23 protein-coding genes are annotated in these 26,910 nt (G+C 65.8%); 3 read left to right on the top strand and 20 right to left on the bottom strand.

What is annotated here, in order from left to right; genetic code table 11:
• Positions 1-83: 83 nt before the first annotated feature.
• The 4 genes from MO486_RS09695 to MO486_RS09680 all read right to left on the bottom strand — a co-directional run bounded on the left by MO486_RS09695 (position 84) and on the right by MO486_RS09680 (position 4,598).
• Entirely contained in the window at positions 84-2,267 is a 2,184-nt protein-coding gene (locus MO486_RS09695) for a carboxy terminal-processing peptidase (protein ID WP_242906812.1), read from the bottom strand.
• Between the two features lie 216 nt (positions 2,268-2,483).
• A complete protein-coding gene (gene lipA, locus MO486_RS09690; RefSeq protein WP_242906808.1) occupies positions 2,484-3,497 on the bottom strand; it encodes a lipoyl synthase in 1,014 nt (337 codons plus the stop codon).
• Between the two features lie 17 nt (positions 3,498-3,514).
• The gene (gene lipB, locus MO486_RS09685) at positions 3,515-4,210 is read right to left on the bottom strand and encodes a lipoyl(octanoyl) transferase LipB (protein ID WP_242906810.1); all 696 of its coding nucleotides are present in this window, start codon (positions 4,208-4,210) and stop codon (positions 3,515-3,517) included.
• Between the two features lie 109 nt (positions 4,211-4,319).
• Positions 4,320-4,598, bottom strand: a complete 279-nt coding sequence (locus MO486_RS09680; protein ID WP_242906806.1) for a DUF493 family protein — start codon at positions 4,596-4,598, stop codon at positions 4,320-4,322.
• A 99-nt stretch (positions 4,599-4,697) separates the two neighbouring features.
• Here MO486_RS09680 and MO486_RS09675 point away from each other — a divergent pair, with 99 nt between their 5' ends.
• Positions 4,698-4,883 carry a hypothetical protein gene (locus tag MO486_RS09675; RefSeq protein WP_242906803.1) on the top strand — a complete coding sequence of 62 codons (186 nt, stop codon included), beginning with the start codon at positions 4,698-4,700 and terminating at the stop codon, positions 4,881-4,883.
• Between the two features lie 77 nt (positions 4,884-4,960).
• Here the strand turns inward: MO486_RS09675 and MO486_RS09670 are convergent, their stop codons facing one another.
• The 8 genes from MO486_RS09670 to MO486_RS09635 all read right to left on the bottom strand — a co-directional run bounded on the left by MO486_RS09670 (position 4,961) and on the right by MO486_RS09635 (position 14,722).
• Positions 4,961-6,169 (bottom strand): D-alanyl-D-alanine carboxypeptidase family protein, encoded by a 1,209-nt coding sequence (locus tag MO486_RS09670; protein WP_242906801.1) that lies wholly within the window; start codon positions 6,167-6,169, stop codon positions 4,961-4,963.
• An 89-nt stretch (positions 6,170-6,258) separates the two neighbouring features.
• A complete protein-coding gene (locus MO486_RS09665; protein WP_242906799.1) occupies positions 6,259-7,485 on the bottom strand; it encodes a septal ring lytic transglycosylase RlpA family protein in 1,227 nt (408 codons plus the stop codon).
• Positions 7,482-8,672 (bottom strand): lytic murein transglycosylase B, encoded by a 1,191-nt coding sequence (gene mltB, locus MO486_RS09660; protein ID WP_242906797.1) that lies wholly within the window; start codon positions 8,670-8,672, stop codon positions 7,482-7,484. The genes MO486_RS09665 and mltB overlap by 4 nt, the downstream gene beginning before the upstream one ends.
• A gap of 91 nt (positions 8,673-8,763) precedes the next feature.
• Positions 8,764-9,876, bottom strand: coding sequence for a rod shape-determining protein RodA (rodA, locus tag MO486_RS09655; RefSeq protein WP_242906795.1), 1,113 nt, complete (start codon positions 9,874-9,876; stop codon positions 8,764-8,766).
• Positions 9,873-12,002 carry a penicillin-binding protein 2 gene (mrdA, locus tag MO486_RS09650; RefSeq protein WP_242906793.1) on the bottom strand — a complete coding sequence of 710 codons (2,130 nt, stop codon included), beginning with the start codon at positions 12,000-12,002 and terminating at the stop codon, positions 9,873-9,875. The genes rodA and mrdA overlap by 4 nt, the downstream gene beginning before the upstream one ends.
• Before the next feature lie 17 nt (positions 12,003-12,019).
• Positions 12,020-12,505: a rod shape-determining protein MreD gene (gene mreD / locus MO486_RS09645; RefSeq protein ID WP_242906791.1), complete on the bottom strand. Its 486-nt coding sequence runs from the start codon at positions 12,503-12,505 to the stop codon at positions 12,020-12,022.
• Positions 12,502-13,539 carry a rod shape-determining protein MreC gene (gene mreC / locus MO486_RS09640; protein ID WP_242906789.1) on the bottom strand — a complete coding sequence of 346 codons (1,038 nt, stop codon included), beginning with the start codon at positions 13,537-13,539 and terminating at the stop codon, positions 12,502-12,504. The genes mreD and mreC overlap by 4 nt, the downstream gene beginning before the upstream one ends.
• A gap of 136 nt (positions 13,540-13,675) precedes the next feature.
• Entirely contained in the window at positions 13,676-14,722 is a 1,047-nt protein-coding gene (locus tag MO486_RS09635; protein WP_242906786.1) for a rod shape-determining protein, read from the bottom strand.
• Between the two features lie 262 nt (positions 14,723-14,984).
• On the opposite strand from MO486_RS09635, the gene MO486_RS09630 reads away from it, so the two are divergent.
• Positions 14,985-15,917, top strand: coding sequence for a carbohydrate kinase family protein (locus MO486_RS09630; RefSeq protein WP_242906780.1), 933 nt, complete (start codon positions 14,985-14,987; stop codon positions 15,915-15,917).
• Between the two features lie 82 nt (positions 15,918-15,999).
• On the opposite strand, the gene MO486_RS09625 is transcribed toward MO486_RS09630, so the two are convergent.
• The 4 genes from MO486_RS09625 to MO486_RS09610 form a co-directional block, all read right to left on the bottom strand.
• Positions 16,000-16,467, bottom strand: coding sequence for a YbaK/EbsC family protein (locus MO486_RS09625; RefSeq protein WP_242906778.1), 468 nt, complete (start codon positions 16,465-16,467; stop codon positions 16,000-16,002).
• Between the two features lie 205 nt (positions 16,468-16,672).
• Complete coding sequence (locus MO486_RS09620) at positions 16,673-17,386, bottom strand: hypothetical protein (RefSeq protein ID WP_242906776.1); 714 nt, start codon at positions 17,384-17,386, stop codon at positions 16,673-16,675.
• Positions 17,383-18,348, bottom strand: coding sequence for an alpha/beta hydrolase (locus MO486_RS09615; protein ID WP_242906774.1), 966 nt, complete (start codon positions 18,346-18,348; stop codon positions 17,383-17,385). Before MO486_RS09615 ends, MO486_RS09620 begins: the two co-directional genes overlap by 4 nt.
• 4 nt (positions 18,349-18,352) lie before the next feature.
• A complete protein-coding gene (locus MO486_RS09610) occupies positions 18,353-20,293 on the bottom strand; it encodes a M1 family metallopeptidase (RefSeq protein ID WP_242906772.1) in 1,941 nt (646 codons plus the stop codon).
• Positions 20,294-20,519: 226 nt separating this feature from the next.
• Between MO486_RS09610 and MO486_RS09605 the strand changes: the two genes are divergently transcribed.
• On the top strand, positions 20,520-22,787 hold the full coding sequence (locus tag MO486_RS09605; protein ID WP_242906770.1) for a DUF5916 domain-containing protein: 2,268 nt from the start codon (positions 20,520-20,522) through the stop codon (positions 22,785-22,787).
• A gap of 13 nt (positions 22,788-22,800) precedes the next feature.
• Here MO486_RS09605 and MO486_RS09600 read toward each other — a convergent pair whose 3' ends face one another.
• The 4 genes from MO486_RS09600 to hslV form a co-directional block, all read right to left on the bottom strand.
• Complete coding sequence (locus MO486_RS09600; protein WP_242906768.1) at positions 22,801-23,700, bottom strand: GGDEF domain-containing protein; 900 nt, start codon at positions 23,698-23,700, stop codon at positions 22,801-22,803.
• A 156-nt stretch (positions 23,701-23,856) separates the two neighbouring features.
• The gene (gene ubiE, locus MO486_RS09595) at positions 23,857-24,618 is read right to left on the bottom strand and encodes a bifunctional demethylmenaquinone methyltransferase/2-methoxy-6-polyprenyl-1,4-benzoquinol methylase UbiE (RefSeq protein ID WP_242906766.1); all 762 of its coding nucleotides are present in this window, start codon (positions 24,616-24,618) and stop codon (positions 23,857-23,859) included.
• Positions 24,619-24,681: 63 nt separating this feature from the next.
• Positions 24,682-26,070, bottom strand: a complete 1,389-nt coding sequence (gene hslU, locus MO486_RS09590; RefSeq protein WP_242906763.1) for an ATP-dependent protease ATPase subunit HslU — start codon at positions 26,068-26,070, stop codon at positions 24,682-24,684.
• Between the two features lie 115 nt (positions 26,071-26,185).
• The gene (hslV, locus tag MO486_RS09585) at positions 26,186-26,737 is read right to left on the bottom strand and encodes an ATP-dependent protease subunit HslV (RefSeq protein WP_242906761.1); all 552 of its coding nucleotides are present in this window, start codon (positions 26,735-26,737) and stop codon (positions 26,186-26,188) included.
• Positions 26,738-26,910 lie beyond the last annotated feature (173 nt).

Raw genomic sequence — 26,910 nt, 5'->3', positions numbered from 1 at the left:
TCGTCGGCGGGTATCCCCCCCGCCCCCCTACCCCTTTGCGCCCGCGGGGCTCGCGGCTGTAAGCCGCTCCTACGTGTCTTATGTCAATCCGCCCAATGCCCCGCCACTTTCGCGGCCGGCAGTACCTGTGCCGCCAGCGTGCGGTCGGCCGTCAGCAGCGTGACCGCGTCGGCGAGGATGGCGGCCGACTCCCGCAGAAGCGGGTCGGGACGCTTCTCCGCGGCTTTCTCGCGGGCGGCGTCCGCGGCGACGTTGCGCTCGTTGGATTGCAGACCGTCGTCGAGTGCGTCTTCATCCGCGATCGGATCGAGTTCGAGGTTGAGCTGGACCCGCTCGGCCTGGCGGCGCTTGCGCAGCGCGTCGAACTTGTCGCGCTCGGCGCGGCGTTCGGCCTCGTTGAGCGAGAGGAACTTCTTCGCCTTCTCGGCGCGGAACTGCGCCACGTCCTCGGTCCACCACTGGAATTCCTTGTCGCCGGCAATGCGTGCGGCATGCAGCGCGTCCAGGCGTGGCAGCAGCGACGCGAAGTTGCCGTACTGGACATGGCCGACCGCGGCAATCCGCGACCACGGCAGTGCATTGTCGTAGGTGCTCTCGCCGAACTCACTGGCATCCACCGTCACCGGGTAGCGGATGTCCGGCACCACGCCCTTGTGCTGGGTGCTGCCGCCGTTGACGCGGAAGAACTGGGCGACGGTGTGCTTGAGCTTGCCCAACGGCATGGTCGCGTCGCGCGAGAAACGGTTGAGGTCCAGCAGGTTCTGTACCGTGCCCTTGCCGAAGGTGGTTTCGCCGATGACCAGGCCGCGACCGTAATCCTGGATCGCACCGGCGAAGATCTCCGATGCAGAGGCCGAGCCGCGGTTGATCAACACCGCGAGCGGACCGTCCCAGGCCACGCCGGCGACGACGTCGGCCTTGGTATCGACCTGGCCGCCGACCTCGCGCACCTGCACCACCGGTCCCTTGTCGATGAACAGACCCGTCAGTTCGATCGCTTCATCCAGTGAGCCGCCACCGTTGTTGCGCAGGTCGAGCACGACGCCATCGACCTTCTGCGCGCGCAATTGCAGCAACAGCTTGGCGACATCGCGCGTAGCCGAGGCGTACTCGCCGTCGCTGCCGCGACGACGATCGAAGTCCAGGTAGAAGCCAGGCAGCTTGATCACGCCGATGCGCTTGGCTGGCGCGCCGGCGTCTCCCGGGACCGTGATGGTCTCGGCCTTGGCGCGCCCATCCTCGATGCGGATGGTGTTGCGGACCAGGACGATGCGGGTCGGCTTGCTGTCGGCACCCGCTTCCGCCGGCACGATGTCGAGGCGGACGATGGTTCTTTCCTTGCCGCGGATCTTCGCCACGACATCGTCGATGCGGCGATCGACCACGTCTTCCATCGCCCCGCTCTCGCCCTGCCCGACCGCGACCACGCGGTCGCCGGACTTGAGCTTGCCACTGAGCGCAGCCGGCCCGCCGGGAATGAGCTCACGGATGACGACGAATTCGTCCTGCTTCTGCAGCACCGCGCCGATGCCGATCAGGGTGTTGGACACCTGGATGTCGAAGTTGGCGGCTGCGCGCGGATTCATGTAGTCCGTGTGCGGATCGATCGAGGCGGTGTAGGCATTGATGAACATCGAGAACGCATCCTCGTCGTTCCATTCCGCTACGCCCTTGACGATTTCCGCATAACGCTTGTCGAGAGTCTTGCGGATCTCGTCCGGCTTCTTGCCGGCGAGTTTCAGCCGCAACCAGTCGTTCTTCACCGACTGCTTCCACAACGCGTCCAGCGCGGCGCTATCGGCGGCCCAGGGTGCGTCTTCGCGATCGTATTCATAGCGGTCGTTGCCGCTGAAATCGAACTGTCCCTTGAGCAAGCCGCGGGCATAAGCGACGCGTTCGTTCACACGCTGCTTGAACAATGTGAACATCGCCCGCGACGGTTCCAGCTCGCCACCCTTGATGGCGTCATCGAGTGTGGTCTGGTACTTCGCGAACTTCGCCACGTCCTGCGCGGTGAAGAACAGCTTGCTCGCATCCAGCGTTTCCAGGTAACGCTTGAACACTTCCTGCGACAAGGCATCGTTCAGCGGTTTCTGGCGATAGGCGAAGTCGCTGTCGGAAAGCAGTCCGTACACCAGGTCAGTGGTGATGGCCTGCGCGGCGGCGCCGCCGGAAGGTGCATCGCCCTCGGCGCGGGCAAGCAATGCCAGCGGTGCCGTCAGGGCGAGGGCCAGCGCGAGCGCCGGCAGGATCTTCTTCACTTTCATTGAAACCAGTTTCATCGGAACTTCCGCGGCCGCAGGATGGGCCGTTGCAGAGTGTGGGTGGAATCGACCCATCAACAGTGCCGAAAGTTGCGTCGCGTGTCACGCGCTGCAACGGCGACAGAACAACCTGAATCGGCCGTCTGGCGGAAATTGCGTCGCGAACGCGGCTGGCGTTCAGCTTGGTGATGCAGCAATCAACTCCAAGCCAGGCTGTGGTCAGGCCGCCGCGATACCCGCTTCGATCGCCTGCCGGTCGGCGTGGTACGAGGAACGCACCAGCGGACCAGAGGCGACGTGGGAGAAGCCCAGCGCCATGCCGTAGTCCTCGAGCGCCTTGAATTCGTCGGGCGTCCAGTAGCGCAACACCGGATGGTGGTGCGCGCTCGGCTGCAGGTACTGGCCGATGGTGATCATGTCGACGTCGTGCGCACGCAGGTCGCGCAGCGTGGCCTGCACCTGTTCCATGGTCTCGCCGAGGCCGAGCATGATCCCCGACTTGGTCGGCACGTCCGGGTGCTGCGCCTTGAACTTCTGCAGCAGGGTCAGCGACCACTGGTAGTCGGCGCCGGGACGGACGTTGGTGTACAGGTCCGGCACGGTCTCGACGTTGTGGTTGAACACATCCGGCGGGCTGGTCGCAAGGATCTCCAGCGCGCGCTCCATGCGGCCCTTGCCGCGGAAGTCGGGCGTGAGGATCTCGATCTTGGTCTTCGGGCTCTCGCTGCGGATCGCGGCGATGCAGTCGACGAAATGCTGGGCGCCGCCATCGCGCAGGTCGTCGCGGTCGACCGAAGTCACCACCACGTACTTCAGCCCCATGTCCGCGACGGTGCGGGCGAGGCTCGCCGGTTCTTCCGCATCCGGCGGCTTCGGCCGGCCGTGGGCGACGTCGCAGAACGAGCAGCGGCGCGTACAGACCGCGCCGAGGATCATGAAAGTGGCGGTGCCGTGGCCGAAGCACTCGTGGATGTTCGGGCAGCTGGCTTCTTCACAGACCGTGACCAGGTGGTTTTCGCGCAGCTTGGCCTTGAGGTTGGCGACCGAATTACCGGACGGAATCCGCACGCGGATCCACGACGGCTTGCGCAATACCGGCGCCTCGACGAACTGCACCGGCGAACGCGCGATCTTGTCGCCGGCAAGTTGCTTCTCGCCGGGAACCAGCACGCCCGGTTCGGGCGCACCGCCGACGACGGTCAACGGAATGGTCTTGGCGGCGGAGTCATTCATGGGAGCAGGTCATTCGATCAGGCGGCGCTTGCAGCGGCGGGAGTGAATTCTGGTGGCGCGGTTTGCAGCCGCAGACCGAACTGTTCGGCGAGGTGGCCCAGCAGGGCTGGCTTGACCGCATCCAGGCTGGAAGGGCCGCCCAAGTCTAGCATCGAGGTCACTGCAAGCCCTTGATAACCGCAGGGATTGATGCGCTGGAACGGCTCCAGGTCCATCGCGATGTTGAAGGCCAGCCCATGGAACGTGCAGCCACGGCGCACGCGGATGCCGAGCGCGGCGACCTTGGCCCCGTTCACGTACACGCCGGGCGCGCCTTCGCGGCGGGCGGCGGCGATATTCCAGTCGGCCAGGGTATCGATCACCGCCTGTTCGATGCGCTCGACGTATTCGCGCACGCCGACCTTCAACCGTTTCAGGTCGAGCAACGGATACGCGACGATCTGGCCGGGGCCGTGATACGTCACCTGACCGCCGCGGTCGACATGGATCACCGGGATGTCGCCCGGCATCAGCACGTGTTCGGGTTTGCCGGCCTGGCCGAGGGTGAACACCGGATCGTGTTCGACCAGCCAGAGCTCGTCGGGCGTCGCCTCGTTGCGCGCATCGGTGAAGCGCTGCATCGCCCGCCACACCGGTTCGTAGGGCTGGCGGCCGAGGTCGCGGACCAGGCACTCATGGAGGCTCACGCTTCTGCTCCTCCCCTTGCGCAGCAGGGGGAGGTTGGGAGGGGGTGCTTTTGATCTTGGTGTCTGCGCGAAAAGCACCCCTCCCCAACCCTCCCCTGCGCTGCGCGCAAGGGAGGGAGCAGAAATAGCGGCGCCGCTAGATCGTCCACTTCACTTCCGGATGTTCGCGCAGCGCGGCATGTGCAATCTCGTATTGCGCACGCGATTCGGCGCGGAAGCTGATCTTCACCGACACGAACTTGCCGCCGGAGGATTCGCGGGCGGCCACGGTCTCGTGCATCACGGCGATGCCCGCGGCTTCCAGCAGGCGCGGGAGTTCGGCTTCGAGGCCGCTGCCAGCCGGGCCCATCGCGGTGACCTCAAAGGTGCCGGGGAACTGGAAGCCGTGGTCGGGGTTGTCGGATTTGAGGTCCATGGCGCGAATTATGGGGCCGGGTGGGCCGCGACCCAACCCGCCGCAGCCCCGGATTCGCTACGCTCCGGACCGACGACTACACAGGCCCGGAGAGGGCGCATGCGCAACAGGATCTTCGGCGGCATCGGCATGGTCTGGGGTGGCGCAATTTTGCTGAATTGGCTCAAGGCCGATGCGCCCGCGGGTTCGGCGGCTTATCAAGGCGGCCACACCGCCGCTGTCGTGTTCGGCGCCGTCATGTTTGCCGCGGGGTTGTATTACTTCTTCAAAAAGCCAGCCGCTTGATGCGCATGGCCCTGGAACAACAAGGCCGGCATTCGCCGGCCTTGTGCTTTTCGCGATTGTCCTGACATGCGGTTCGATCAGGGCGCTTCCCACCACATCCAGAATTCGTCCCACAGGCGTTTGAAGAAGCCGCCTTCCTCGACCGCGTTGAGCGCGATCAGGGGGCGCTGGGCGATGACCTTGCCATCGAGGCTCACCTTCACCGTGCCGATCTTCTGGCCCTGCTTGATCGGCGCGATCAGCGTCTTCGGCACGTCCATGCTCGGCTTCAGTCGCGCGTATTTGCCGCGCGGCGTGCTCACAAGCATCGGCTCGGCGACGCCGAGTTGCACTTCCTCGGCCTGGCCTTTCCACACCTTCTGCTTGGCGATCGCTTTGCTTGCTTCGTACAGACGATGGGTTTCGTAGAAACGGAAGCCCCAGTTGAGCAGCGCCTGCGAATCGACGGCACGCTGGCTCTCGCTGGTCGAGCCCATCACCACGCTGATCAGGCGCTGGTCGCCACGCTTCCCGGAAGCCATCAGGCAGTAGCCGGCGCCGGAATGGTGGCCGGTCTTGATCCCGTCGACGGACGGGTCGCGCCACAGCAGCAGGTTGCGGTTGCGTTGGGTGATCGGGCCGACGGTGTATTCCTTGATCTTGTTGTACGAATACGCCTCGGGGAAATCACGCACCAGCGCGCGGCCGAGCAGCGCCAGGTCGCGTGCGGTGGTGTAGTGGTTTTCTTCCGAGAGGCCGTGCGGATTGACGAAGTGCGAAGCCTTCATGCCGATGCGCGCGGCGTAGGCATTCATCAGCGAGGCGAAAGCGTCCTCGCTGCCGGCGACGTGCTCGGCCAGCGCGATCGCGGCGTCGTTGCCGGATTGCACCACCATGCCTTTTTCCATCTCGACCAGCGGCGCGGTTTGGTTGACTTCGAAACCGCTGTAGCTGCCCTCGGTGCCGGCGCCGCCTTCGCGCCAGGCGTGTTCGCTCATCATCACCGGGTCGGTCGGCTTGATCTTGCCGGCCTTCATCTCCGCGGCGATGACGTAGCTGGTCATCACCTTGGTGATGCTGGCGGGTTCGACACGGGCATCGATGTTCTCGCCGGCCAGGACCTGGCCGGTGGCGTAGTCCATCAGCACCCAGGCGGTGCCGGTAATCTTCGGCGGCGGCGGGACCGGCAGCGCATCGCTGAGCGCGGTCGCGGGTTGCGGCGCGGGCGTCTGGGCGATGGCGAACCCGACCGCGGCGGTGGCGAGGGCGGCGAGAGCGAGAGCGGCAAGGCGCGGGCGGACTTTCATCAAAATGAGGTACTCCAGGGATCGGGCCGCAGCCCGACAAAAAATGCGAATGCGGCAGTGTAAAAACCGTGTCGAAGCTGGGAAGCAGTTTAGTCGCGAATGACGTTGGGCGGACCGAAGCCCAGACCGGCGACGCGGGCGCGGAGTTCCGCGACCGCATCGGGCGTCACCGGGCCGACGCGCAAGCGCCATACCTTCTGCCCGGCGGCATCGGCATCGAGCAGGCGCGCGTCGCGGATGCCGGCGTCTTCCAGCATCGCCAGGGCACGTTCGGCGTTGCCGCGCGCGGCAAAGCTGGCGATTTGCAGCGTCACCGCGCCGCCCTGCGATTTGGCCGGCGCACTGGCGGGCGCCGGCTTCTGTTCGGGCGCCACCGGCGACGGTGCGGGTTGCGCCTCGCGCACTTCCGGCGCTGCACCGGCTTTACCCGTCGCCACGCGCACCTGGCGTGATTTCATCCACGCTTCGAACTCATCGGCGGTCATGGTCTTGCCGTCCTGGCGCATGTCGAAACGCCAGGGACCGGCTGGCGCCGGTTTCACTTCCGTGGTGTCCGGCACGCGCTCGCTGGCATTGGCGGTGGCGACCGGCAACGCCGCGACGACGCGGTCGAGGGCGCTTTCGCCAGTCGGTGCAGGTGTGGCGCTGGCGACGCGAGTGTCGGCGTCGCGCTCGTCAACGCCGAGTGCGCGCACTTCGACCTTGGCGACGCCGGATCGATGCACGCCGAGCTTCACTGCCGCGGCGTAACTCAAATCGATGATGCGGCCGGCGTGGAATGGACCGCGATCGTTGATGCGCACCACCACCGATTTGCCGTTCGCGAGGTTGGTGACACGCGCGTAGCACGGCAGCGGCAAGGTCTTGTGCGCGGCGCTGAAGGCGTACATGTCGTACACCTCGAGGATGGAGGTGCGTCGGCCGTGGAATTTCTTGCCGTAGTACGAGGCCATGCCTTGTTCAACGTAACCCTCGGCGCGATCCAGCACCTGGTAATGCTTGCCGAGCACGCTGTACGCGCGGTTGCCATAACGCGAACGCGGCTCGGCCTTGACCTGCGGCTCCGGGATCGCATCGACATCGGGCAAATCATCCGGCGCGCCGTCGGCGATATGCGGCGCGTACAGGCCGCCGGCGGTGTAGTCGCCGCGTTTGTTCGGATCTTCCTGCGCGGGCGCATACGGCGAACGCGGACTGCGATCGGTGGTGTTTGCCGAAGGTGGGTTTGCGGAGGCTGGTGGAGGTGGAGTCTTCGTCGGCGCACCGGCGCAGGCGGCGAGCAGGACGGCGAGCGCCGCGGGCGCCAGCCGCTTCATGCGCCCGATTGCCCGGCAGGCGCCGCGACCGGCGGCGGCGGGATCGGCCCTGGGCTCACGGCCGGACCGCGACCTGCGATCTCTTCGGCGAGCTGGTACACCGCGGTCGCGTAGCGGATCGAGTTGTTGTACATCCAGATCGCGCGGAAGTTCTGGAAGGTCAGCCAGTACTCGTCGCCGCCTTCGCCTTCAAGCCGGATCGCGGCGGCAGTGATGCCGGCGGGCAACGGCTCCCGCGCCTTGAAGCCGGCTTGCGCCAGCGCATCGAGAGTGTGGATGGGCGGACCTTCGAGTTCGATGGGCGTGTTGCCGCCGGGCGTGCTGCTGACAGGCATGAAATCCGCATTCGCCATTACCGGCGCACCACGCACCCAGCCGCCCTTCTGCACGAAATAATTGGCGACCGAAGCGAAGACGTCATCAAGGCTGTTGAACAGATCGCGCTTGCCGTCGCTGTTGCCATCGACCGCATAGGCGCGATAGCTCGACGGCATGAACTGGCCCCAGCCCATCGCACCGGCGTAACTGCCGGTCAGCGTGCCGATGTCGAAGCCGGTTTCCTTGCCCAACGCGAACAACTGGCCGAGCTCGTCGCGGAAGAACGCCTCGCGTGCGTTCTCGCGAGCAAGCTTCGCCGGATCGCCGGTGCGCGGATAGTTGAACGCGAGCGTGTAGAGCGCGTCGATCACCGGATACTTGCCGGTGTTGCCGCCGAGGTTGGTCTCGACCGCGAGGATCGCGACGATGATTTCGGCCGGCACGCCGTACTGCGCTTCGACCTTCGCCAGCGCATCGCGATGCGTGGCGAGGAAGGCCTGGCCGCCGGTGATGCGCTGTTCGGTGAGGAAGATCGGGCGGTAATTGCGCCAAGGCTTGGCTTCCGCCGGCTTCGACATCGCCGCGATGATGCTGTCGCGGATCTGCGCACGCGCGAGCATCGCTTCGATCTGCAACGGTGCGATGCCGTACTTCGCCGCGGTCTCGCTGACGAATGCGGCGCGCGCAACGCTGATGTCGCGCAACTGTGGCGGCACCGGCAGCACGGACGGCGCCGGCGCGGTTGATTGCGACGCAGGAACAGGCTCGGGTGTCGGCGCTGGCGTAGGTGGCGGCTTCGTCGCGCATGCAGCCAGCGCGACGGCGAATGAGGTGGCCAGCAACAGCCGGGCGTATGCGCGTCGGATCATCGGCGCGAGGGTAGCACGCGTCATTGCAGGCCCTGCAATAGATTCCACAACGGCTCGTTCAGGAATCCGCGGGAATTACGTGCATGCCCTGCTAGGTGCCATAGGTGGGGCGATGCGCGTTCACTGCCATCACCACGCCGAGCCCTGCGAGCAGCGAGACCGCCGAAGTGCCACCGTAACTCAGCAACGGCATCGGCACGCCGACCACCGGCAACAAGCCGGAAATCATGCCGCCGTTGACGATCACGTAGACGAAGAATGCAAGGCCGAGCGCGCCGGCAAGTAGACGTGAATATGTGTCGCGTGCTTCCGCCGCGATCCACAAACAACGTCCGATCACGAACAGATACAGCGCCAGCACCGTGGCCACGCCGACCCAGCCCCACTCTTCGCTCAGCACCGCGAAGATGAAATCGGTGGTGTGCTCCGGGATGTAGTTCAGATGCGATTGCGTGCCCTCGCCCCAGCCCTTGCCGGTGAAGCCGCCGGCGCCGATCGCGATCTTCGACTGGATGATGTTCCAGCCGGTGCCGAGCGGATCGGATTCCGGATTGAGGAAGGTGAGGATGCGGTCCTTCTGGTACTGCTTCAGCAACCAGAACCACGCTACCGGTGCGATTGCGGCCGCACCGGCGAGCGCGGCGCCGAACCACCACCACGACAAGCCGGCGAGGAACAGCGCGAACACGCCGCTGGCCGCGACCAGCATGCCGGTGCCGAAATCCGGTTGCATCAGGATCAGGCCGAACGGCAACGCGATCAGCACGCCGGCGAGGATCACGGTCTGGAAGCGCGGTGGCAGCGGCTCGCGCTGCAGGTACCAGGCCAGCATCATCGGCAGGCTCAGCTTGATCACTTCCGAGGGTTGGAAATAAAACACGCCCAGGTCGAGCCAATGGCGGCCATGCTTGCCGGTGCCGAACAGCAGCACGATCAGCAACGGCACGATCGACAACGCATACACCGCCGGCGTCCAGTGCCGAAGCCGCGTTGGCGGTATGCGCGACAGCGCCCACATCGCACCGAGGCCGACGGCGAAACGTGCGCCTTGCGCATACACCAGGCCCAGCTTTTCGCCGCCGGCGCTGTACAGCACCGCCAGGCCGATCGCCATCAGCGCGAGCAGTGCACCGAGCAGCGGCAGGTCGAGCGTGCGCAGGAAACGCAGCAGCAGATCGAACAGCCAGCGCAGGATGATGCTCATCGCGTTGGTTCCTGCGTTTGCTGTTGCGGTTCCCTTCTCCCTCCGGGAGAAGGTGCCCGCAGGGCGGATGAGGGTTCGGCGGAGCGAGGCTGCTGCGGTTGGCTTGAAACACCAATCGTCGTGGACTGATCACCATCAACCTGCGTGCCAGCTGCGTCGCTCCGCCGACCCCTCACCCCAGCCCCTCTCCCGATGGGAGAGGGGCTAGGCATCGCGCCCGTCGCAGGTGTACTCGCCGCGGTCGGCAGTGGCGGTCGCGGATGCGTCGATGGCACCGGCTCCGGCATCTTCCCCAGCAACCACGCATCGAAGATCTTGCGCGCGATCGGCGACGCAGTGCTGCCGCCGAAGCCGCCATGTTCGACTGAGACCGCGACCGCGATCGTCGGGTTGTCCGCGGGCGCATAGCCGACGAACAACGCCTGGTGGCGCAGGTGATACGGCAAGGAGTGCGGGTCGACGCTGATGTTGCCCTTGCGGCTGATCTTCTGCGCAGTGCCGGTCTTGCCCGCCATCATGTACGGCGCGCCAATCGCCATCGCCCTGCCGGTGCTGCCGGGTCCGCCATGAATGGTCTCGATCATGCCTTCCTGCACCGCGCGCAGATGTTCCGCGTTGTCGGTGATACGTACGGGCGCCGGTTGCGGCAGAGGCACCCACGGCGCCTGGTAGTCGTCACGGCGCGCCGTGGCGATATGCAGGCGGCGCAGATTGCCGTTATCGGCGATCGCCGCGGTACCGCGGACGAGCTGCAGTGCGGTCGCGACCCAATAGCCCTGGCCGATGCCGGCGTTCACGGTTTCGCCCGGGTACCACGGTTCCTTGCTGTGCTTGGCCTTCCACTCGGGTGAAGGCACCACGCCGACACTCTCGCCGGCGAGATCGATGCCGGTACGCTCGCCGAATCCGTACTTGTGCATGTACTGGTCGAAACGGGTGATGCCCATCTCGTAGGCGAGTTTGTAGTAGTAGAAATTCACCGAATGCGCGATCGACTTGCGCAGGTCGGTCCAGCCCGAGCCGCCGTGCGCATCGCGCCAGCCGCGGCGCACGCCGGGGATGTAGAACGTGCCGGTGGAGAACACCTTGCTCTCCGGCGTGCGCAATCCACTGTCGACGCCCGCAAGGCCGATCAACGGCTTCACCGTCGACCCCGGCGGGCCGCCGCCGAGCACGTTGCGGTTGAACTGCGGTCGCGACGGGTTATCGCTCAGCGCCTTGTAATCGGCGTACGAGATGCCGTTGACGAACAGGTTGGGGTCGTAACTGGGCAGGCTGACCATGGCGAGGATCTCGCCGGTGCGCGGATCGATTGCGACCGCGGAGCCATCCATGTCGCCGAACGCGGTGACCATCGCGCGCTGCAGGTCGAGATCGATCGACAGGCGCAGATCGGCGCCCGGGATCGCCGGCTCACGTCCGAGCGTGCGCAGCGCGCGGCCTTCGACGTTGGTCTCGATCTTCTCGTAACCGACCTTGCCGCGCAGTGCGTCTTCATAGAAGCGCTCGATGCCGGTCTTGCCGGTATGGGTGAGCGCGGCATCGACCTCGCCCATCTTCGCCAGGTCCTGCTCGTCGATGCGACCGACGTAGCCGATGACATGCGCGAACAGATCACCGTGCGGATAGCGGCGATTGAGGTACGGCACCAGCTCGACGCCCGGATAACGCCAGCGGTCGACCGCGAAACGCGCCGCTTCCTCTTCGCTGACGCGCAGCTTCAGGGTGATCGCGCGGAAGCTGCGCGTGGCCTTGCGCGTCTTTTCGAAGCGCTCGATGTCCTCGGGCGTCAACGCGACGATCTTCGCCAGGTTCGCGAGCAACGGCTTGAGCTCGCCGGCGTCGTCCGGCACCACGTCGAGCCGGTACGCCGGCACGTTGTCGGCGAGTACCCGGCCCTTGCGGTCGAGGATCAGGCCACGTCCCGGCACCACGGGCCTGGGCTTGATCCGGTTGGCTTCCGAACGCGTGGCGTATTCGCTGTGCTGCCACACCTGCAGGCGGAAGTACCACAGAGCCAAGCCGACCAGGGCGACCAGCACGCTGAGGAAAGCGATGGCCGCGCGACGGCGGAACTGCATGGCTTCAGCGGCAGCGTTCTTGAGTTGGCGGCGGCGCGGACGCATCAGCGGTTACGCATGGGTCATCGGTTGCGCCAGGTACGCAGGCGCAAGGCATCGAACAGCAGGAACACCGGCGGCCACAGCAGCATGCCCAGCAACGGCGCCAGCCAGAACATCGCCGGCAACGTCGGCATGCCCAGGGTGAAATGTACTGCGGCGGTGACGATGCGGTCGTTGAGCAACAAGCCACCGATCGCCAGCGCCTGTTGCGACAACGGGAAAAAACGCAGCCGCGCACGGAAGCGTTGCAGGATGAAGGCCATGATCGTCAGCCGCAGCGCCTGTTCGCCGAGCAGGCTTCCGAAGGCGAGATCGGCGATGACGCCGACAAAGAATGCGAAACCGAGGCCGACGCGGTCGGGTTCTTCCAGCACCCAGTACGCCACTACCAGCGCCAGCCAGTACGGCCGCAGTGGCGCCAGCGACGGCGGCAGCGGCAACAGGCCGAGCAGCAGCGCCGCGACGACGCTGACCGGCAACACCCACAGGGCGCGATCGCGGCTCATCGTGTCGGCTCCGGAGGACGGGATTCTGGGGTTGCAGCTTGCGGCTGCGGTGCCGGTCGCTGCACCGGTGGTGCAGGCTGCGTAGCGGACGCGGCATTCGACGGCGTTGTCGATGTGTTTCCTGTTTGGCCAGCGGCTGGCGCGGCGTTTTCGCCAAGTCGCGGTGCTTCCGCCACCGGCCCGATCACCGCACGCGCCGGCGCACTCCGCAGCAACAGCACATCGCGCCCGCGATCGAGTTGCGCCGCCGGTTTGACATCGCCGATCAGGAATGCGCGGCTCTCATCCGGACGCAGCGCAGCGATGGTGCCGACCGGGAAGCCGGCCGGAAAGCGCTCACCCAGGCCGGACGTCACCACCACGTCACCGACCTTCACGTCGCTCGATAGCGGAATGCTTGCCAGCGTCAGCCGGTCACTGCGGCCGGTGCCGTAGGCGACCAGGCGTACGCCGCTGCGCAGCACCGCCACCGGGAGGGCGTGGTCGGGGTCGGTGAGCAGCAGCGCGGTCGAGTGCATCGGCGTGGTTTCGATGATCTGGCCAACCACGCCGCCTGCGTCGATCAGCACCTGGCCCACGCGCGCACCATCGCTGCTGCCGGCGTCGAGCACCAGGCGCTGGCGGGTCGGGTCGAGGTCGATATCGAGGATCGAAGCCAGCTGCACATCGAGGCCGCCGCGTTCGACCGCACCCAGCAGGCCGCGCAGGCGGGCGTTGTCGGCGGTGGCCGCCTGCAATCGCGCCACGCGCGCGTTGCTCATCAGCAGCGCATTGCGCAGGCGGCGGTTTTCCGCGATCAGCGAGGTGCGCGTGCCGGCATCGTTGCTGAGCGCCTGCACCACCTGCCCCGGCCAGCCCGCTACCGCCCATAACGGCTGCACCAGCAGTTCGGCGCGATCGCGGACACGCGACAACCAGCCGCCGCGATGGTCGAGCACGATCAGCGCCACCGCCAGCGCCAGGTAAGCCAACAGCCGCAGCGTGCCGGCGATATCGCCGGAGCGGGCAGCGGAAGGACCGGCGTAGGAGGGCACGTCAGCGAGTCAGGTCAGCGGATGGCGAAGAGAAAGGAACAGTTGCGGGATGGTGTGCGTTTTCGTTCGACACAACCGAGAACACCATCTCCATCCCGGCCTTCCCCCTCAGCGAACAAGGGGAAGGAGATTGCACTCATTCCGGCGCGAAGAACTCGTTGCCGTGCATGTCGACCAGCTCCAGCGCCCGGCCACCTCCGCGCGCCACGCAGGTCAGCGGATCGTCCGCCACCTGCACGTGCAGCCCGGTTTCCTCGGTCAGCAAACGGTCGAGGTCGCGCAGCAGCGCGCCGCCGCCGGTGAGGACGATGCCGCGCTCGGCGACGTCGGCGCACAGTTCCGGCGGGGTCTGTTCCAGCGCCTGCTTGACCGCCGCGACGATCCCCGACAGCGGCTCGCGCAGCGCTTCCAGCACTTCATTGGCACTGATCGTGATCATCTTCGGCACGCCCTCGGCGAGGTGGCGGCCGGAGATCTCCATGTGCCGGACTTCCTTCTGCGGATAGGCGCAGCCGATTTCGAGCTTGATCCGCTCTGCGGTCGCATCGCCGATCAGCATGCCCTGGGTCCGGCGCACGTAGGCGATGATCGCCTCGTCGAAGCGGTCACCGCCGATGCGCACCGACTGCGAATAGACGATGCCGTTGAGCGCGATCACCGCGACCTCGGTGGTACCGCCGCCGATGTCGACGACCATCGAGCCACGCGCCTCAGTCACCGGCATGCCGGCGCCGATCGCCGCGGCCATGGGTTCCTCGATCAGGAACACCTCACGCGCACCGGCCTCCTCGGCCGATTCCTTGATCGCGCGGCGCTCGACCTGGGTCGAACCGCAGGGCACGCACACCAGCACGCGCGGGCTCGGCCGCATCAGCCGCGACTTGTGCACCTTGCGGATGAAATGCTTGAGCATTTCCTCGGTGTAGGTGAAGTCGGCGATGACGCCGTCCTTCAGGGGCCGGATCGTGGTGATGTGGCCGGGGGTGCGGCCGAGCATCTGCTTGGCTTCCGCGCCGACCGCCGCGACCGAGCGGGTGCCGCCGACCAGGCGGTCCTGACGCACGGCGACCACGGAAGGCTCGTTCAGGACGATACCCTGGCCGCGGACGTAGATGAGGGTGTTGGCCGTGCCCAGATCAATGGACAGGTCGCTGGAAAAATAGCGGCCGAGAAACTTGAACATGCGGGGAGGATTGCCTTGTAAAAGCGGGCCTGAAAGGCGGAACGAGGGGTTCGCTAGCCTAGCAGAAGCCAATGGCCCGGACGGGGCTTTCGAAGGCGGAAATGTCGGGTTTTTCGCCATTCCGCGATGGGCGACCGATTGCCTCCGTCGCCTCGTCATCTCCAACACAGGCGGGTCCGCCACTGGCTTTGCCCGATGTCCGACTCCCCATTCCCCGCCTGGGCAGCTACCCTAGCGGCCGTTTTCCGACTCGGTGCCCCCAATGTCTGCCTTGATCTGCGGCTCGCTGGCCTACGACACCATCATGGTGTTCCCCGACCAGTTCAAGAATCACATCCTGCCGGACAAGGTGCACATCCTGAACGTGTCCTTCCTGGTCCCGCGCATGCGCCGCGAGTTCGGTGGCTGCGCCGGCAACATCGCCTACAACCTCAAGCTGCTCGGCGGCGACCCGATCCCAATGGCCACGGTCGGCCAGGACTTCGGTCCCTACCGCCAGCACTTCGAGGAACAGGGCATCCGCCTCGACCAGGTCAAGGTGATCGAAGAGCTCTTCACGCCACAGGCGTTCATCACTACCGACCACGACAACAACCAGATCACCGCATTCCATCCGGGCGCGATGATGCGTTCGTACGAGAACCATGTGCGCGACGTCAAGGGCGTCACCTTCGGCATCGTCAGCCCCGACGGCCGCGAAGGCATGCTGCAGAACGCAGACGAATTCGCCGCCGGCGGCATTCCCTTCATCTTCGATCCGGGCCAGGCGATGCCGCTGTTCAACGGCGAGGAACTGCGCCACTTCATCGAGCAGGCCAACTACGTCACCGTCAACGATTACGAGTCGAACCTGCTCCAGGAACGCACCGGCTGGAGCGAACAGGAAATCGCCGGCAAGGTGCAGGCCTACATCGTCACCCGCGGCCCCAGCGGCTCGCTGATCTATGCCGACGGCAAGACCATCGACATCCCGCCCGCACACGAACGCCGCATCAACGACCCCACCGGCTGCGGCGACGCTTACCGTGCCGGCCTGATCTTCGGCATCACCAAGAATTACGACTGGGCGACCACCGGTCGCATGGCCTCGTTGATGGGCGCGCTCAAGGTCGAGCACCCGGGCACGCAGAACCAGCGCTTCGATTACGCGGATTTCGCCGAGCAGTTCCGGCAGCAGTTCGGTTACGCGCTTTAACCTCTTCCCTCCCCCGTAGCGGGAGAGAGCTGCCATGAGTGTCCTTTGTAGCGTGCGCTGTGCGCACGCTACAGACGACCCCTCACATCACATGCGCCAGCCACAGCAGTTCCGGCTGCGCCAGCCGCTCGAATTCGGCATACGACATGCGCACCGCATCCGTATGCGACCCTGCGTTGAATGCGATCTCCGGTTGCGCCGCGAGGCGTGAATCCACGTAGACCGGGATGCCGTAAAGGTGCCCGAACGGCGGCATCGCGCCGAGTTCGCAATCCGGAAACGCGTCCTTGAATTCCGTTTCCTGCGCGAGTTCGACGTTGCGGCCGCCCAGCGCACGCGACAGGCGCAGCAGGTCGACGCGATATGCGGCCGGCATCACCATCATCGCCAGGTCGCCGTCGATCTTGAGCATCACGGTCTTGGCGAACAGCTGGTTGCCGACATGCGCCGCCGCCGCGGTTTCATGCGCGGTCAGCGTGCGGTCGTGGATGAGCGTCGTGTAGGGGACGTGGCGCTCGTCGAGGAAATTGTGCAGGCGTGGGGAGAGCATGATCGCCTCCGTTGAGCGTCCGCCTGTCGGTCCGGTGCGGCGGCGCCGCTGGTGTGCCCGGCGCGCGCATCCGAGCGTCGCGTCACCCCGGCGTTCGCCCATTGCGGGCGTTGCTTAACGCCGTCGACGACAGCTTACTCCTGTCGGTGACGGCCGGCGTAAACACGCCGTTTTGCAGTGTCGGGCCTTGTTCGCGTAGCGAGGATCAATTCCATCCTGGCAACTTGGCGGGATCCAGCCCCCCCACTTCAAACACCGCCGTGCGCTTGCCACCCGCTTTCACCGGGAACTCGATGGCGACCCGCTTCGCGCCTTTCACCAGCCGCCACAGCGCTTTTTCGTCCTCGATGAACATCGCGATCGCCTCATCGGTGTCCGGTCGTGACGCGGCCATCGGCTTCGCCGCGGCGTCATCGACTTTCACCTGCACCCTGCAGCCGCCATAGCAGTCGAAGTCGCCGGACTCGAGCACGAGGTAGCTGCTGCGGCCCCAATCGGGATGGTTGCGGAACACCAACTGCACCGGCTTCGCACCGCCGCCATCGGCGTCGACCGGCTGCTGCGAAAAAATCGACGCCGACAACTGCATGCCCTTCTTCACCGGTTCGCTGGCGTAGGCCCACAGCGCGGCGAGGCGGCGCTGTTCGGCCGCGGCTTCGACCTTGGCCCGCGCATCGTCCAGGCGCTCCTTGATCCGTCCTGCCGCGGCGGATTCGGGATGCTCCATCAGCAGCATGTCGCCGTAGCCGCGGGCGAGTTGCCAGTTCTGCTGCGCGTAAGCGTCCTCGAACTGCCTGGCCGCGACTTCGGCGGCTTGTTCCCTGGCCGCGGCCTGCGCGGCGGCGGCCGCTTGCGAGTCCTCGCGTTTGCATGCCGGCATCGCAACCAGCAGGCAGAGCAGCAGCAGTGTCTTCTTCATCTTGGTCGACCTTGTTCGATCAATGCGATCACCGCCGCGGCGACCGCATCGGGTTGTTCCATCAGCGCCATGTGGCCGGCATCGTCGACCAGCATCTTGCGCGCCTGCGGCATCCTCGCAGCGTAAAGATCGAGGGCACTGGGATCGATGACCGCATCCTGGCGTCCCCACAGCAGCAATGTCGGCTGGCGGATGCCGGCGGCCGCTTCGCCAGGCAAGAAGCGTTCCGGTCCGCGGCCGATGTGCTCGAGCACGGCTTGTTCGAACGCGGCATCGTTGCGACGTTTGGAAATCAGGCCGCTCGACGCCGGCCAGGGAATCCACGGCTTGGATTCGGCGCGATGGAAGACAGTGTCGATGTAGCGCTGCAGGGAGGCGCGATCGCCCACCGCAAACGGATTCGCGCCAGCGAGCACATCGGCGCCGAACTGGTTGTCCTTGAAACGCACGCCGGCCGCGTCGAGCAGGCCAAGGCGATCGACCAGCTGCGGATGGCGTGCCGCGACCAGCGCAGCGATGCCGCCGCCCATCGAATGGCCGAGCAGCACCACGGGCTGGTCCGGCGACAACGCCTGGATGAACGCGGCGACGCGTGCACCTTGCGCGACGAAGCCGTAGTCCGCGTCCGGCTGGCGTTCGCTTTCGCCCCAACCCGGCAGATCCGGGACCAGCAACCGGTATTTGCCGCGCAGGCGCTCAGCGACCGGGTACCAGTTTTCCTTGCTGCCGGTGAAGCCGTGCAGCATCACCACGATGGGCGCGCCGGGTGGCGCGTCATCCGAGTACGCATAGACCCAGCGATGACCAGCAACGACGACTTCGGCATCGGCCAATCCGGCGATGACGCGTTGCCGTTCGAACTGCGCACGCACCAGCAGGTACGGGTTGTACGCGACCACCGCGCCCACCCCGAGGACGGCGGTCACCAGGGTGACCGCCGCGATGCGTTTGCGTTTTTCCATCCGCTTACTGCGGCTTGGTCGCGACGGGCTTCTGCGCCTCGGCGATCGTCGCTTCGACCGAGCCGGTCGTGATCGGGTGATAGCCCGGCTTGGCCTTGGCGAACACGTCCTGCGCGAACTGCAAGCCTTCCGGCGTCTTCACCAGTTCCTTGTAGATCGGGATGATCAGCTTGCGGCGGCCGACGCGTTGCAGGAACGCGGCGATCGCCTCGTTCGCTTCGGCATAGCCGCTACGCACCGCCAGCGGGTACCAGCGCTGGGCGATCTCACCATTGGAAGTGCCGGTGAAGTGATACGCGGCGTCGAGTTGCGCCAGCTGTTCGTGCGTCAGCGTCTCCGGCATGCCTTCGATGAAGTGCACCCATTCCTGCGTGCCCCATTTGCTGGTGATCGCCGGTGCCGGCAGTTGCGCGCTGCCGACCCATGCGATGCGCGCCGCGTTGACGATGCTGAAGCGCTGCGACAGCGTCTGCGGCGCGGTCGCGGGGACGCCCGGCTCGTAGATCCACGCGTCGAACTCGGCGTCGCTGACCTTGCCGGGGTGCTTGGCGAGCAGGTTGGCCTTGGCGTATTCGACGAAAGTCGCCGTCGGAATGCTCTGGAACGCGAAGTGGTCGAAGTATTCCTTCAGGAACGGATCGAACACGTCCCGGCCGAAGCGCTGTTCGAGGAACTGCAGGAACCATGCGCCCTTGGTGTAGACGGTCGAACTGAGGTTCTCGTCCGGATCCTTCAGCACGCCGGGCTTGACCGCCAGCGCCTGCAGCGCCTTGTTGTCTTCGGTGAACTCGGACTTCAACTCGTCGCGCTCGATCACGTTCTCCATGTCGGCGAGTTCCTTGCCGTACACCGCTTCGACGATCCGGTTCTCGACGTAGCTGGTGAAGCCTTCGTTGAGCCAGGCGTCCTTGGCACTGGAGAACGTCACCAGGTTGCCGGACCAGCTGTGCGCCAGTTCATGCGCGATCAGCGATACCAGCGACTTGTCGCCGACGATCACAGTCGGCGTCGCGAACGTCAGGCGCGGATTCTCCATGCCGCCGTAGGGGAACGACGGCGGCAACACCAGGATGTCGTAACGGTCCCAGCGATACGGGCCGTAGAGCTGCTCGGTGGTCTGGATCATCTTTTCGGTGTCGGCGAATTCGGCCGCCGCTTTCTTCGCCATCGTCGGCTCGGCCCAGACGCCGGCACGTTCGGAAATCGGCTCGAACACCAGGTCGCCGGCTGCGATCGCGAGCAGGTACGACGGGATCTTCTGCGGCATCTTGAAGCTGTAATCGCCGTCGCGCGCGGCTTTCGGATCGTTGTCGGCACTCATCAGCACCATCGCGTCCTTCGGTGCAGTCACGTGCGCGCTGTAGGTGAAGCGCACGCGCGGCGTGTCCTGCAGCGGCACCCACGAGCGTGCGTGGATCTGCTGCGACTGGCTGAACATGAAGGGGCCCTGCTTGCCCTCGGTCATCTCCGGCGTCAGCCATTGCAGGCCCGACGCATCCGGCGAGGTCTTGTACGTCACGCGCACGGTGGTGCTGCGCTCGGGCACGTCGATCGTCAGCTTGCTGCCGAGGATCTTGTCGTTCTCGGCCAGCGTGTACTTCAGCGGCGACCACTGCCCGTCCTTGCCGGCGCCTTCGATTTTCTCGATGGTCAGGTCACGGGTGTCGAGGACCAGTTGCGTCGCGCCCGGATCCAGCCATTCCAGCGTGTAGGTCGCGGTGCCGGCGAGTTGCTTGTTGGCGAAGTCGATGGCGAGGTCGAGCGCCAGGTCGCTGGTCTTGACCTTGTCCGGTTCGGAATACGAATGCTCGTCGGCATTGGCATCAACCGCCTGCGTGGCGGCGGCGGCGGGCGGCGCCGTGGTGTCAGCCGCCGGCGTGGCCTCGCGCTGGCAACCGGCAGCGAGCGCGACGGCAAGGGACAACATCAGGATCGAATGGCGCATGGGGTTCTGTGCTGTGCGGAACAGGGACGGCGAGTGTACCGCCCGTCGCGTGCGCATCCAGTGCCGCTGGCTGGCATCCCCACTTCCGGCACGGGCTGGCGCATTGCCGCCTTGGGCATGATCGCGCCTGCCTCGGCCCCGATGCAGGCGCGACCTCCCGTTTCAAACCTTCTGCCGCCGTTGCGCATCGCTGGTGGCATCGCTTCCCTTTACTTTCCTGATTTCCATGCCTCCATTCCATCCGCGTCTTCTCTCCCTCGCCTGCCTGCTCGCATTTTGCGCACCTGCCTACGCCCAGACGACCCCCGCGCCTGCGACCGACGCGACCTACGTCCCGGGCGGCCGTATCCCGCAGTTGCAAGGCGAAATTGCCATCGACGGCAAGCTGGACGACGCTGCGTGGGCCGGCGCGCTGGTGCAGGAAATCGCCTATGACATCCAGCCCGGCGACAACACACCGGCGCCGGTGAAGACCGTCGTGCGCGTCGGCTATAGCACCGATGCGCTGTACTTAGCCTTCCATGCGCTGGACCCGGAGCCGGCGGCCATCCGTGCCCACCTGCGCGACCGCGACGCGGCGTTCAACGACGACTGGGTCGGCGTGTTCCTGGATACGTTCAACGACAACCGTCGCGGCTACGAGCTCATCGTCAATCCGCTGGGCGTGCAGGCCGACCTGATCCGCGACGAGACCAACACCAACAACCAGGAAGACGCCAGTTGGGACGGCCTGTGGAGCAGCGCTGGCCAACTCACCGCGGAAGGCTACGACGTCGAAATCCGCATCCCGTTCTCCACCCTGCGCTTCCCGCGCGGAAGCGGCGACCAGCGCTGGGGCATCTCGCTGTTCCGCAACTGGCCGCGCGACAAGCGCCACCAGCTCACCAGCCACAAGGTGCCGCGCGAATCCAACTGCTTCCAATGCGAATGGGGCAAGTACGACGGCATGGCCGGCGCGCAGCAGGGCCGCAACCTGGAGATCGTGCCGACCCTGACCATGGGCAAGCCGCAGTACCGCGACGCCGCCGGCGAAGCCTGGGAAAGCGGCGACACCTCGATCGAACCCGGCGTGGACGTGAGCTGGACGCCCTCGCCCGCCATGACCCTCAACGCGACGCTGAATCCGGATTTCTCGCAGGTCGAAACCGACCAGCTGCAGCTCGACATCAACAACAGCTTCGCCCTGTTCTACCAGGAGAAGCGGCCGTTCTTCCTCGAGGGCGCGGATTACTTCACCAGCCAGTTCGACGTGCTGTACACGCGCCAGATCGCCGATCCCGATTTCGGTGCGCGCGTCACCGGCCGTACCGGCAGCGGCGCCTACGGCGCGCTCGTGGCGCGCGATGCCGGCACCCTCGTGCTGGTGCCGGGCGTCCTCGGTTCCGGCTTCGAGCAGCTCGACCAGAAGGCGAACATCGCGGTTGGCCGTTACCGATACGACTTCAACACGCATTTCAGCGTCGGCGCGATCGGCACCTTCCGCGAAGGCGACGACTACGCCAACAACGTCGCCGGCGTCGATGCCCGCTGGCAACAGGGCGCGCATACCGCCACCGCGCAGTTCCTGCACAGCCAGTCCGAATATCCGGCCGACATCGTCGACATCTATGCCGACGACCTCGGCGACGATCCGACGCCGTCGGGCAATGCGTGGCGCGTGGAATACGCCTTCAGCAACCGCAACTGGAACTTCAGCGCCTGGCACATGGACATCGATCCAGGCTTCCGCGCCGACTTGGGCTTCATGGGCCAGGTCGGCTACGACAAGTCGCTGCTCAGCGGCGGCCATAGCTGGTACCGCGACGACAAGGCGTTCAACCGCATCAACGTCTACACCGACTTCGACATCACCCACCGTTACGACGGCCAGTTGCTGGAGCGCGAATTCGAAGGCCAGGTCAGCGTGCAGGGACCGAAGCAGAGCAACCTCAGCCTGCATGGCATGACCCGCGTGCGTTACTGGGAGGGCACGTTGTTCGACGAACACTACATCGACATCAACGGCAACTTCCGCCCGACCGCCAACCTGCGCCTGGGCGCCTATGTGCAGGTGGGCACGATGATCGACCTGACCGCGGAAAAGACCGGCCGGCGCGAGATGGTCGAAGTGTGGGGCGACACCAACGTCGGCCGCGGGCTGACCATGGACTGGGACATCACCCGCCAACGCATGCGCCGCGACGGCGGCACCGCGTTCGAGGCCACGTTGGTGAACGCCGGCGGCAGTTGGCAGTTCGATCCGCACCAGCGCGTGCGCCTGACCCTGCAGGGCAGCGAGGTGATGCGCAATCAGGCGCTGTACGTGGACACCATCAACGAAACCGCGCGCGACTGGGCCGCGCAACTGGTCTATTCGTACAAGATCAACCCTCGCACTGCGCTGTACGTAGGCGGGTCTTACGGCGCGTTCATGGACGACGACAACCCGGATCTGTTCGGCAACACGCGCAGCGTGTTCCTGAAGCTGAGCTACGGCTGGCAGCCCCAGTTCTGAACATTCGCCAGCTTCACTGGTGTACGAGTTCGCGTTCGCTCGGGTGACCGTGGCAGACCAGCTTGCCGCCGCCGGCCGCCTTGGCCACGTACATCGCCGCATCGGCTTCGCGATACAGCGCCATCGCAGTGAGCCCCGGTTGATAGTGGGCACAGCCCGCACTGATCCGGATCACGATGCCGTCCTCGCCTGGCGCTGCCAGATCGTCCAGCCAGCGCTGGACCTTGGCGTTGGCGACGGGCAAGGCTTCATGCATGCAAAGCAGGAACTCATCGCCACCCCAGCGCCCGATCCAGTCGTGGCCAACCAACCAGTCGCGCGTCCGGTCCACCAGGTCGAACAGCATTTGATCGCCGGCGGCATGTCCATACACATCGTTGACCGGCTTGAGGTTGTCGACGTCGATGACGTACAGAACCAGCGGCACCATTCCGAGCTCGGCGAGCTCGATGCTGTGCGCGAGCGCCTGCTCGCTGCCACGCCGGTTCATCGCATGCGTGAGCGGGTCTTCCACCGCATAGCGCTCCAGTTCCGCCACGCCTTCATGGATGCGTTGCAGCCCGCAATGGGTGGCGCGCATCAGCACGCCGATTTCATCCTCGCCGCCCTCCGGGAGGACCGGCAACTTGCGTTCGCTGAAGTACATCCCGATGGCGTCGGCCACCAAGCGCAAGGGCGCCAACAGCTGGAAGATCAGCAATAGCGACACCGCGGTGCCGAGCAGCGTGATCAGTACCGCCACCACCGTACCCGTCAGCAGCCTCCGCGGATCCGCGCCATTGTTGGCGAGCAGCCAAACGGTGAACACGGCGATCGGCAGCATCGTGCACACCAACACTACGGCCATGAGCTTGGCCCGGAACGAATGCGGGAACACTTTCGATAGGGCGCGATAAACCTGCATCTCCCGCATGGGAGTTACTCCACAAAAACCCGCGCCGCCGCAACGCCACCCTAGTCCAACCGCCGTCGCGACGGTTTACACAAGCGTGAATGGGGGTAGCCCTGAGAGCAGAGCTACTCACAAATCGTGAATATTGGTATCTGAGATACCTGAGCTAACGGGCGGTCAGGCTTTGTAGCCGGTATGGATCGCCACGATGCCGGCGTTGAGGTTCCGGTAATCGCAACGCACGAACCCCGCGGTTTCCATCATCGCCTTCAACGCATCCTGCGGCGGATGCTTGCGGATCGATTCCGCCAGGTACTGGTAGCTGTCGGCATCGTGCGCGAACAGCTTGCCCAGCCGCGGCAGGATGTTGAACGAATGGAAATCGTAGATCGGCTTGAACCAGTCGGCCTTCACTTCCGAGAACTCCAGCACCCGCGCCTGCCCGCCGACCTTCAGCACGCGCAGCATCTCGCGCAGCGCCGCATCCTTGTCGGTGACGTTGCGCAAACCGAACGCAATCGTGACCAGGTCGAAGCTGGCATCGGGGAACGGCAGCTTCTCGGCATTGCACTGCACATACTCGAAACCGCGCACGTTGCCGCGATCGGTCATGCGGTCACGGCCGACGGTGAGCATGCCAGCGTTGATATCGCCGAGGACGATCTCGCCCGCGTCGCCGACGCGCTCGCGCAACAACGCCGCGATGTCGCCGGTGCCGCCCGCCAGGTCGAGCACGCGATCGCCCCGCTTCACCTGCGCCGTCGCCACGAAGTAACGCTTCCACACCCGATGGATGCCGAGGCTCATCAGGTCGTTCATCAGGTCGTAGTTGCCCGCGACCGATGAGAACACCTGCCCGACGAGTTTCTGCTTCTCGGCGGTGGGGACTTCGCGGAAGCCGAAGTGGGTGGTGTCGGGTTTGGAGGTTGGGTCGCTCATGCGGCGATTATCGCATCGCGGCCAACCCGGGTAGGAAGGACACGATGTGTCCTTTCCGTGGGGTTACAGGATGTAGCGGCTCAGGTCCGGATCCTGCACGAGCTCGCCCAAGTGCGCCTCGACGTAGGCACGGTCGATGGTGATCGACGTGCCGCCACGATCCGGCGCTTCATAACTCAGGGTGTCGAGCAGGCGTTCGAGCACCGTGTGCAGGCGGCGGGCGCCGATGTTTTCCTGGCGGTCGTTGACCTGCGCGGCGATGTCGGCGAGGCGCTCGACGGCATCCGACGCAAACGACAACGTCACGCCCTCGGTCTTCAGCAACTCGATGTACTGGGTGACGAGTGCGGCCCTGGGTTCGGTGAGGATGCGGACGAAGTCGTCCTTCGACAGCGCCGCGAGTTCGACGCGGATCGGGAAGCGGCCCTGCATTTCCGGGATCAGGTCGGATGGCTTCGCCAGGTGGAACGCGCCCGAGGCGATGAACAGGATGTGGTCGGTCTTCACCGGGCCGTACTTGGTGCTGACGGTCGAGCCTTCGACCAGCGGCAGCAGGTCGCGCTGCACGCCTTCGCGCGAGACATCGGCGCCGTAGCCTTCGCTGCGCTTGGCGACTTTGTCGATCTCGTCGATGAAGACGATGCCGTGCTGTTCGCAGGCGGTGATCGCCGCTTCGCGGACGTCGTCCTCGTTGACCAGCTTGCCGGCTTCGTCCTCGATCAGCAGCGGGCGGGCGGCCTTGATCGTCATGGTCTTCTTGTGGGTCTTGCCGCCGGCCACCTGCGAGAACATCTGCCGCAGCTGCTGGCCCATTTCCTCCATGCCCGGCGGCGCCATGATGTCGACGCCGACGTTCATCGCGACTTCGAGCTCGATCTCGCGTTCGTCGAGCGCACCGCTGCGCAGCTGCTTGCGCAACTTGTTGCGCGTCTCGTTCACTTCCGCTGAATTGTGCTGCGCGGACGGCTCGTCGTTGGCGTCGTCGTGGGTGAACCCGAACACGGTGGTCACCGTGCGCCTGGGCAGCAGCGCGTCGAGGATGCGGTCTTCGGCGCGCTCCTCGGCCTGCGTACGCACGCGCTGCTTGGCCTGTTCGCGATACAGCTTGACCGCGGTGTCGGCAAGGTCGCGCACGATCTGCTCGACGTCCTTGCCGACGTAGCCGACCTCGGTGAAGCGCGTGGCTTCGACCTTCACGAACGGCGCGTTGGCCAGCGTCGCCAGCCGCCGCGCGATCTCGGTCTTGCCGACACCGGTCGGGCCGATCATCAGGATGTTCTTCGGCATCACTTCGTCGCGCAGCTCGGGTTCGAGCTGCATGCGCCGCCAGCGGTTGCGCAACGCGATCGCCACCGCGCGCTTGGCGGCGTGCTGGCCAATGATGTGCTTGTCCAGCTCCTGCACGATTTCGCGCGGGGTCATGGTGGCGGAGGTGTTTTCGATCTTGCGCATAGGTTCACAGCCTTCTTTCGTAGGAGCGGCTTACAGCCGCGAGCTTTTTTTGCTGCCGTCGAAAATGGACGAAGAGCTCGCGGCTGTAAGCCGCTCCTACAGGGGATGTTGGCGGTCAGAGTTCTTCCACCACGATATTGCGGTTGGTGTAGATGCAGATGTCGCCGGCGATGTTGAGCGCCTCGACGGCGACCGACTTGGCATCGAGTTCGGTATGCGCGAGCAGCGCGCGCGCCGCAGACAGCGCGAACGGGCCGCCGGAGCCGATCGCGACCAGGCCGTCCTCGGGCTCGATCACATCGCCGGTGCCGGAGACGATCAGCGAGGTGTCCTTGTCCGCCACCGCAAGCAGCGCTTCGAGCTTGCCGAAGCGGCGTTCGGTACGCCAATCCTTCGCCAGTTCGACCGCGGCGCGTGTGAGTTGGCCGTGTTTTTCGAGCTTGGCTTCGAACAGTTCGAACAGGGTGAAGGCATCGGCTGCGGCGCCGGCGAAACCGGCCAGGACCTGGCCGTCGCGACCAAGCCGGCGCACTTTGCGTGCGTTGCCTTTCATCACCGTGTTGCCGAGCGTGACCTGGCCATCGCCGGCGACCACGACGCGGCCGTTGCGGCGCACCGAGACGATGGTGGTGGCGTGGAAAACATGGGGGTTGTGGCTGGGGTCCATGTGACCTCCGGGGAGTGTTCTTCGGAGGTGGGGTCGATCCGGGCCGGCGCAAGGCTAGACGAGAGCGACTGGGTTCCCTTCTGTGGGAGCGACGCGGCTTCCCCCTGTGGGTGGGGGGGGGGGGGGGGGGGGGGGGGGGGGGGGGGGGGCGGGCCGCCCGACGGCGGCCCCCC

The sequence above is a fragment of the Lysobacter sp. CFH 32150 genome (assembly GCF_022758295.1).
Lineage (GTDB): Bacteria > Pseudomonadota > Gammaproteobacteria > Xanthomonadales > Xanthomonadaceae > CFH-32150.
The sequence above is the reverse complement of the archived record's forward strand: the minus strand, read 5'-3'. Positions and strand labels throughout refer to the sequence as shown.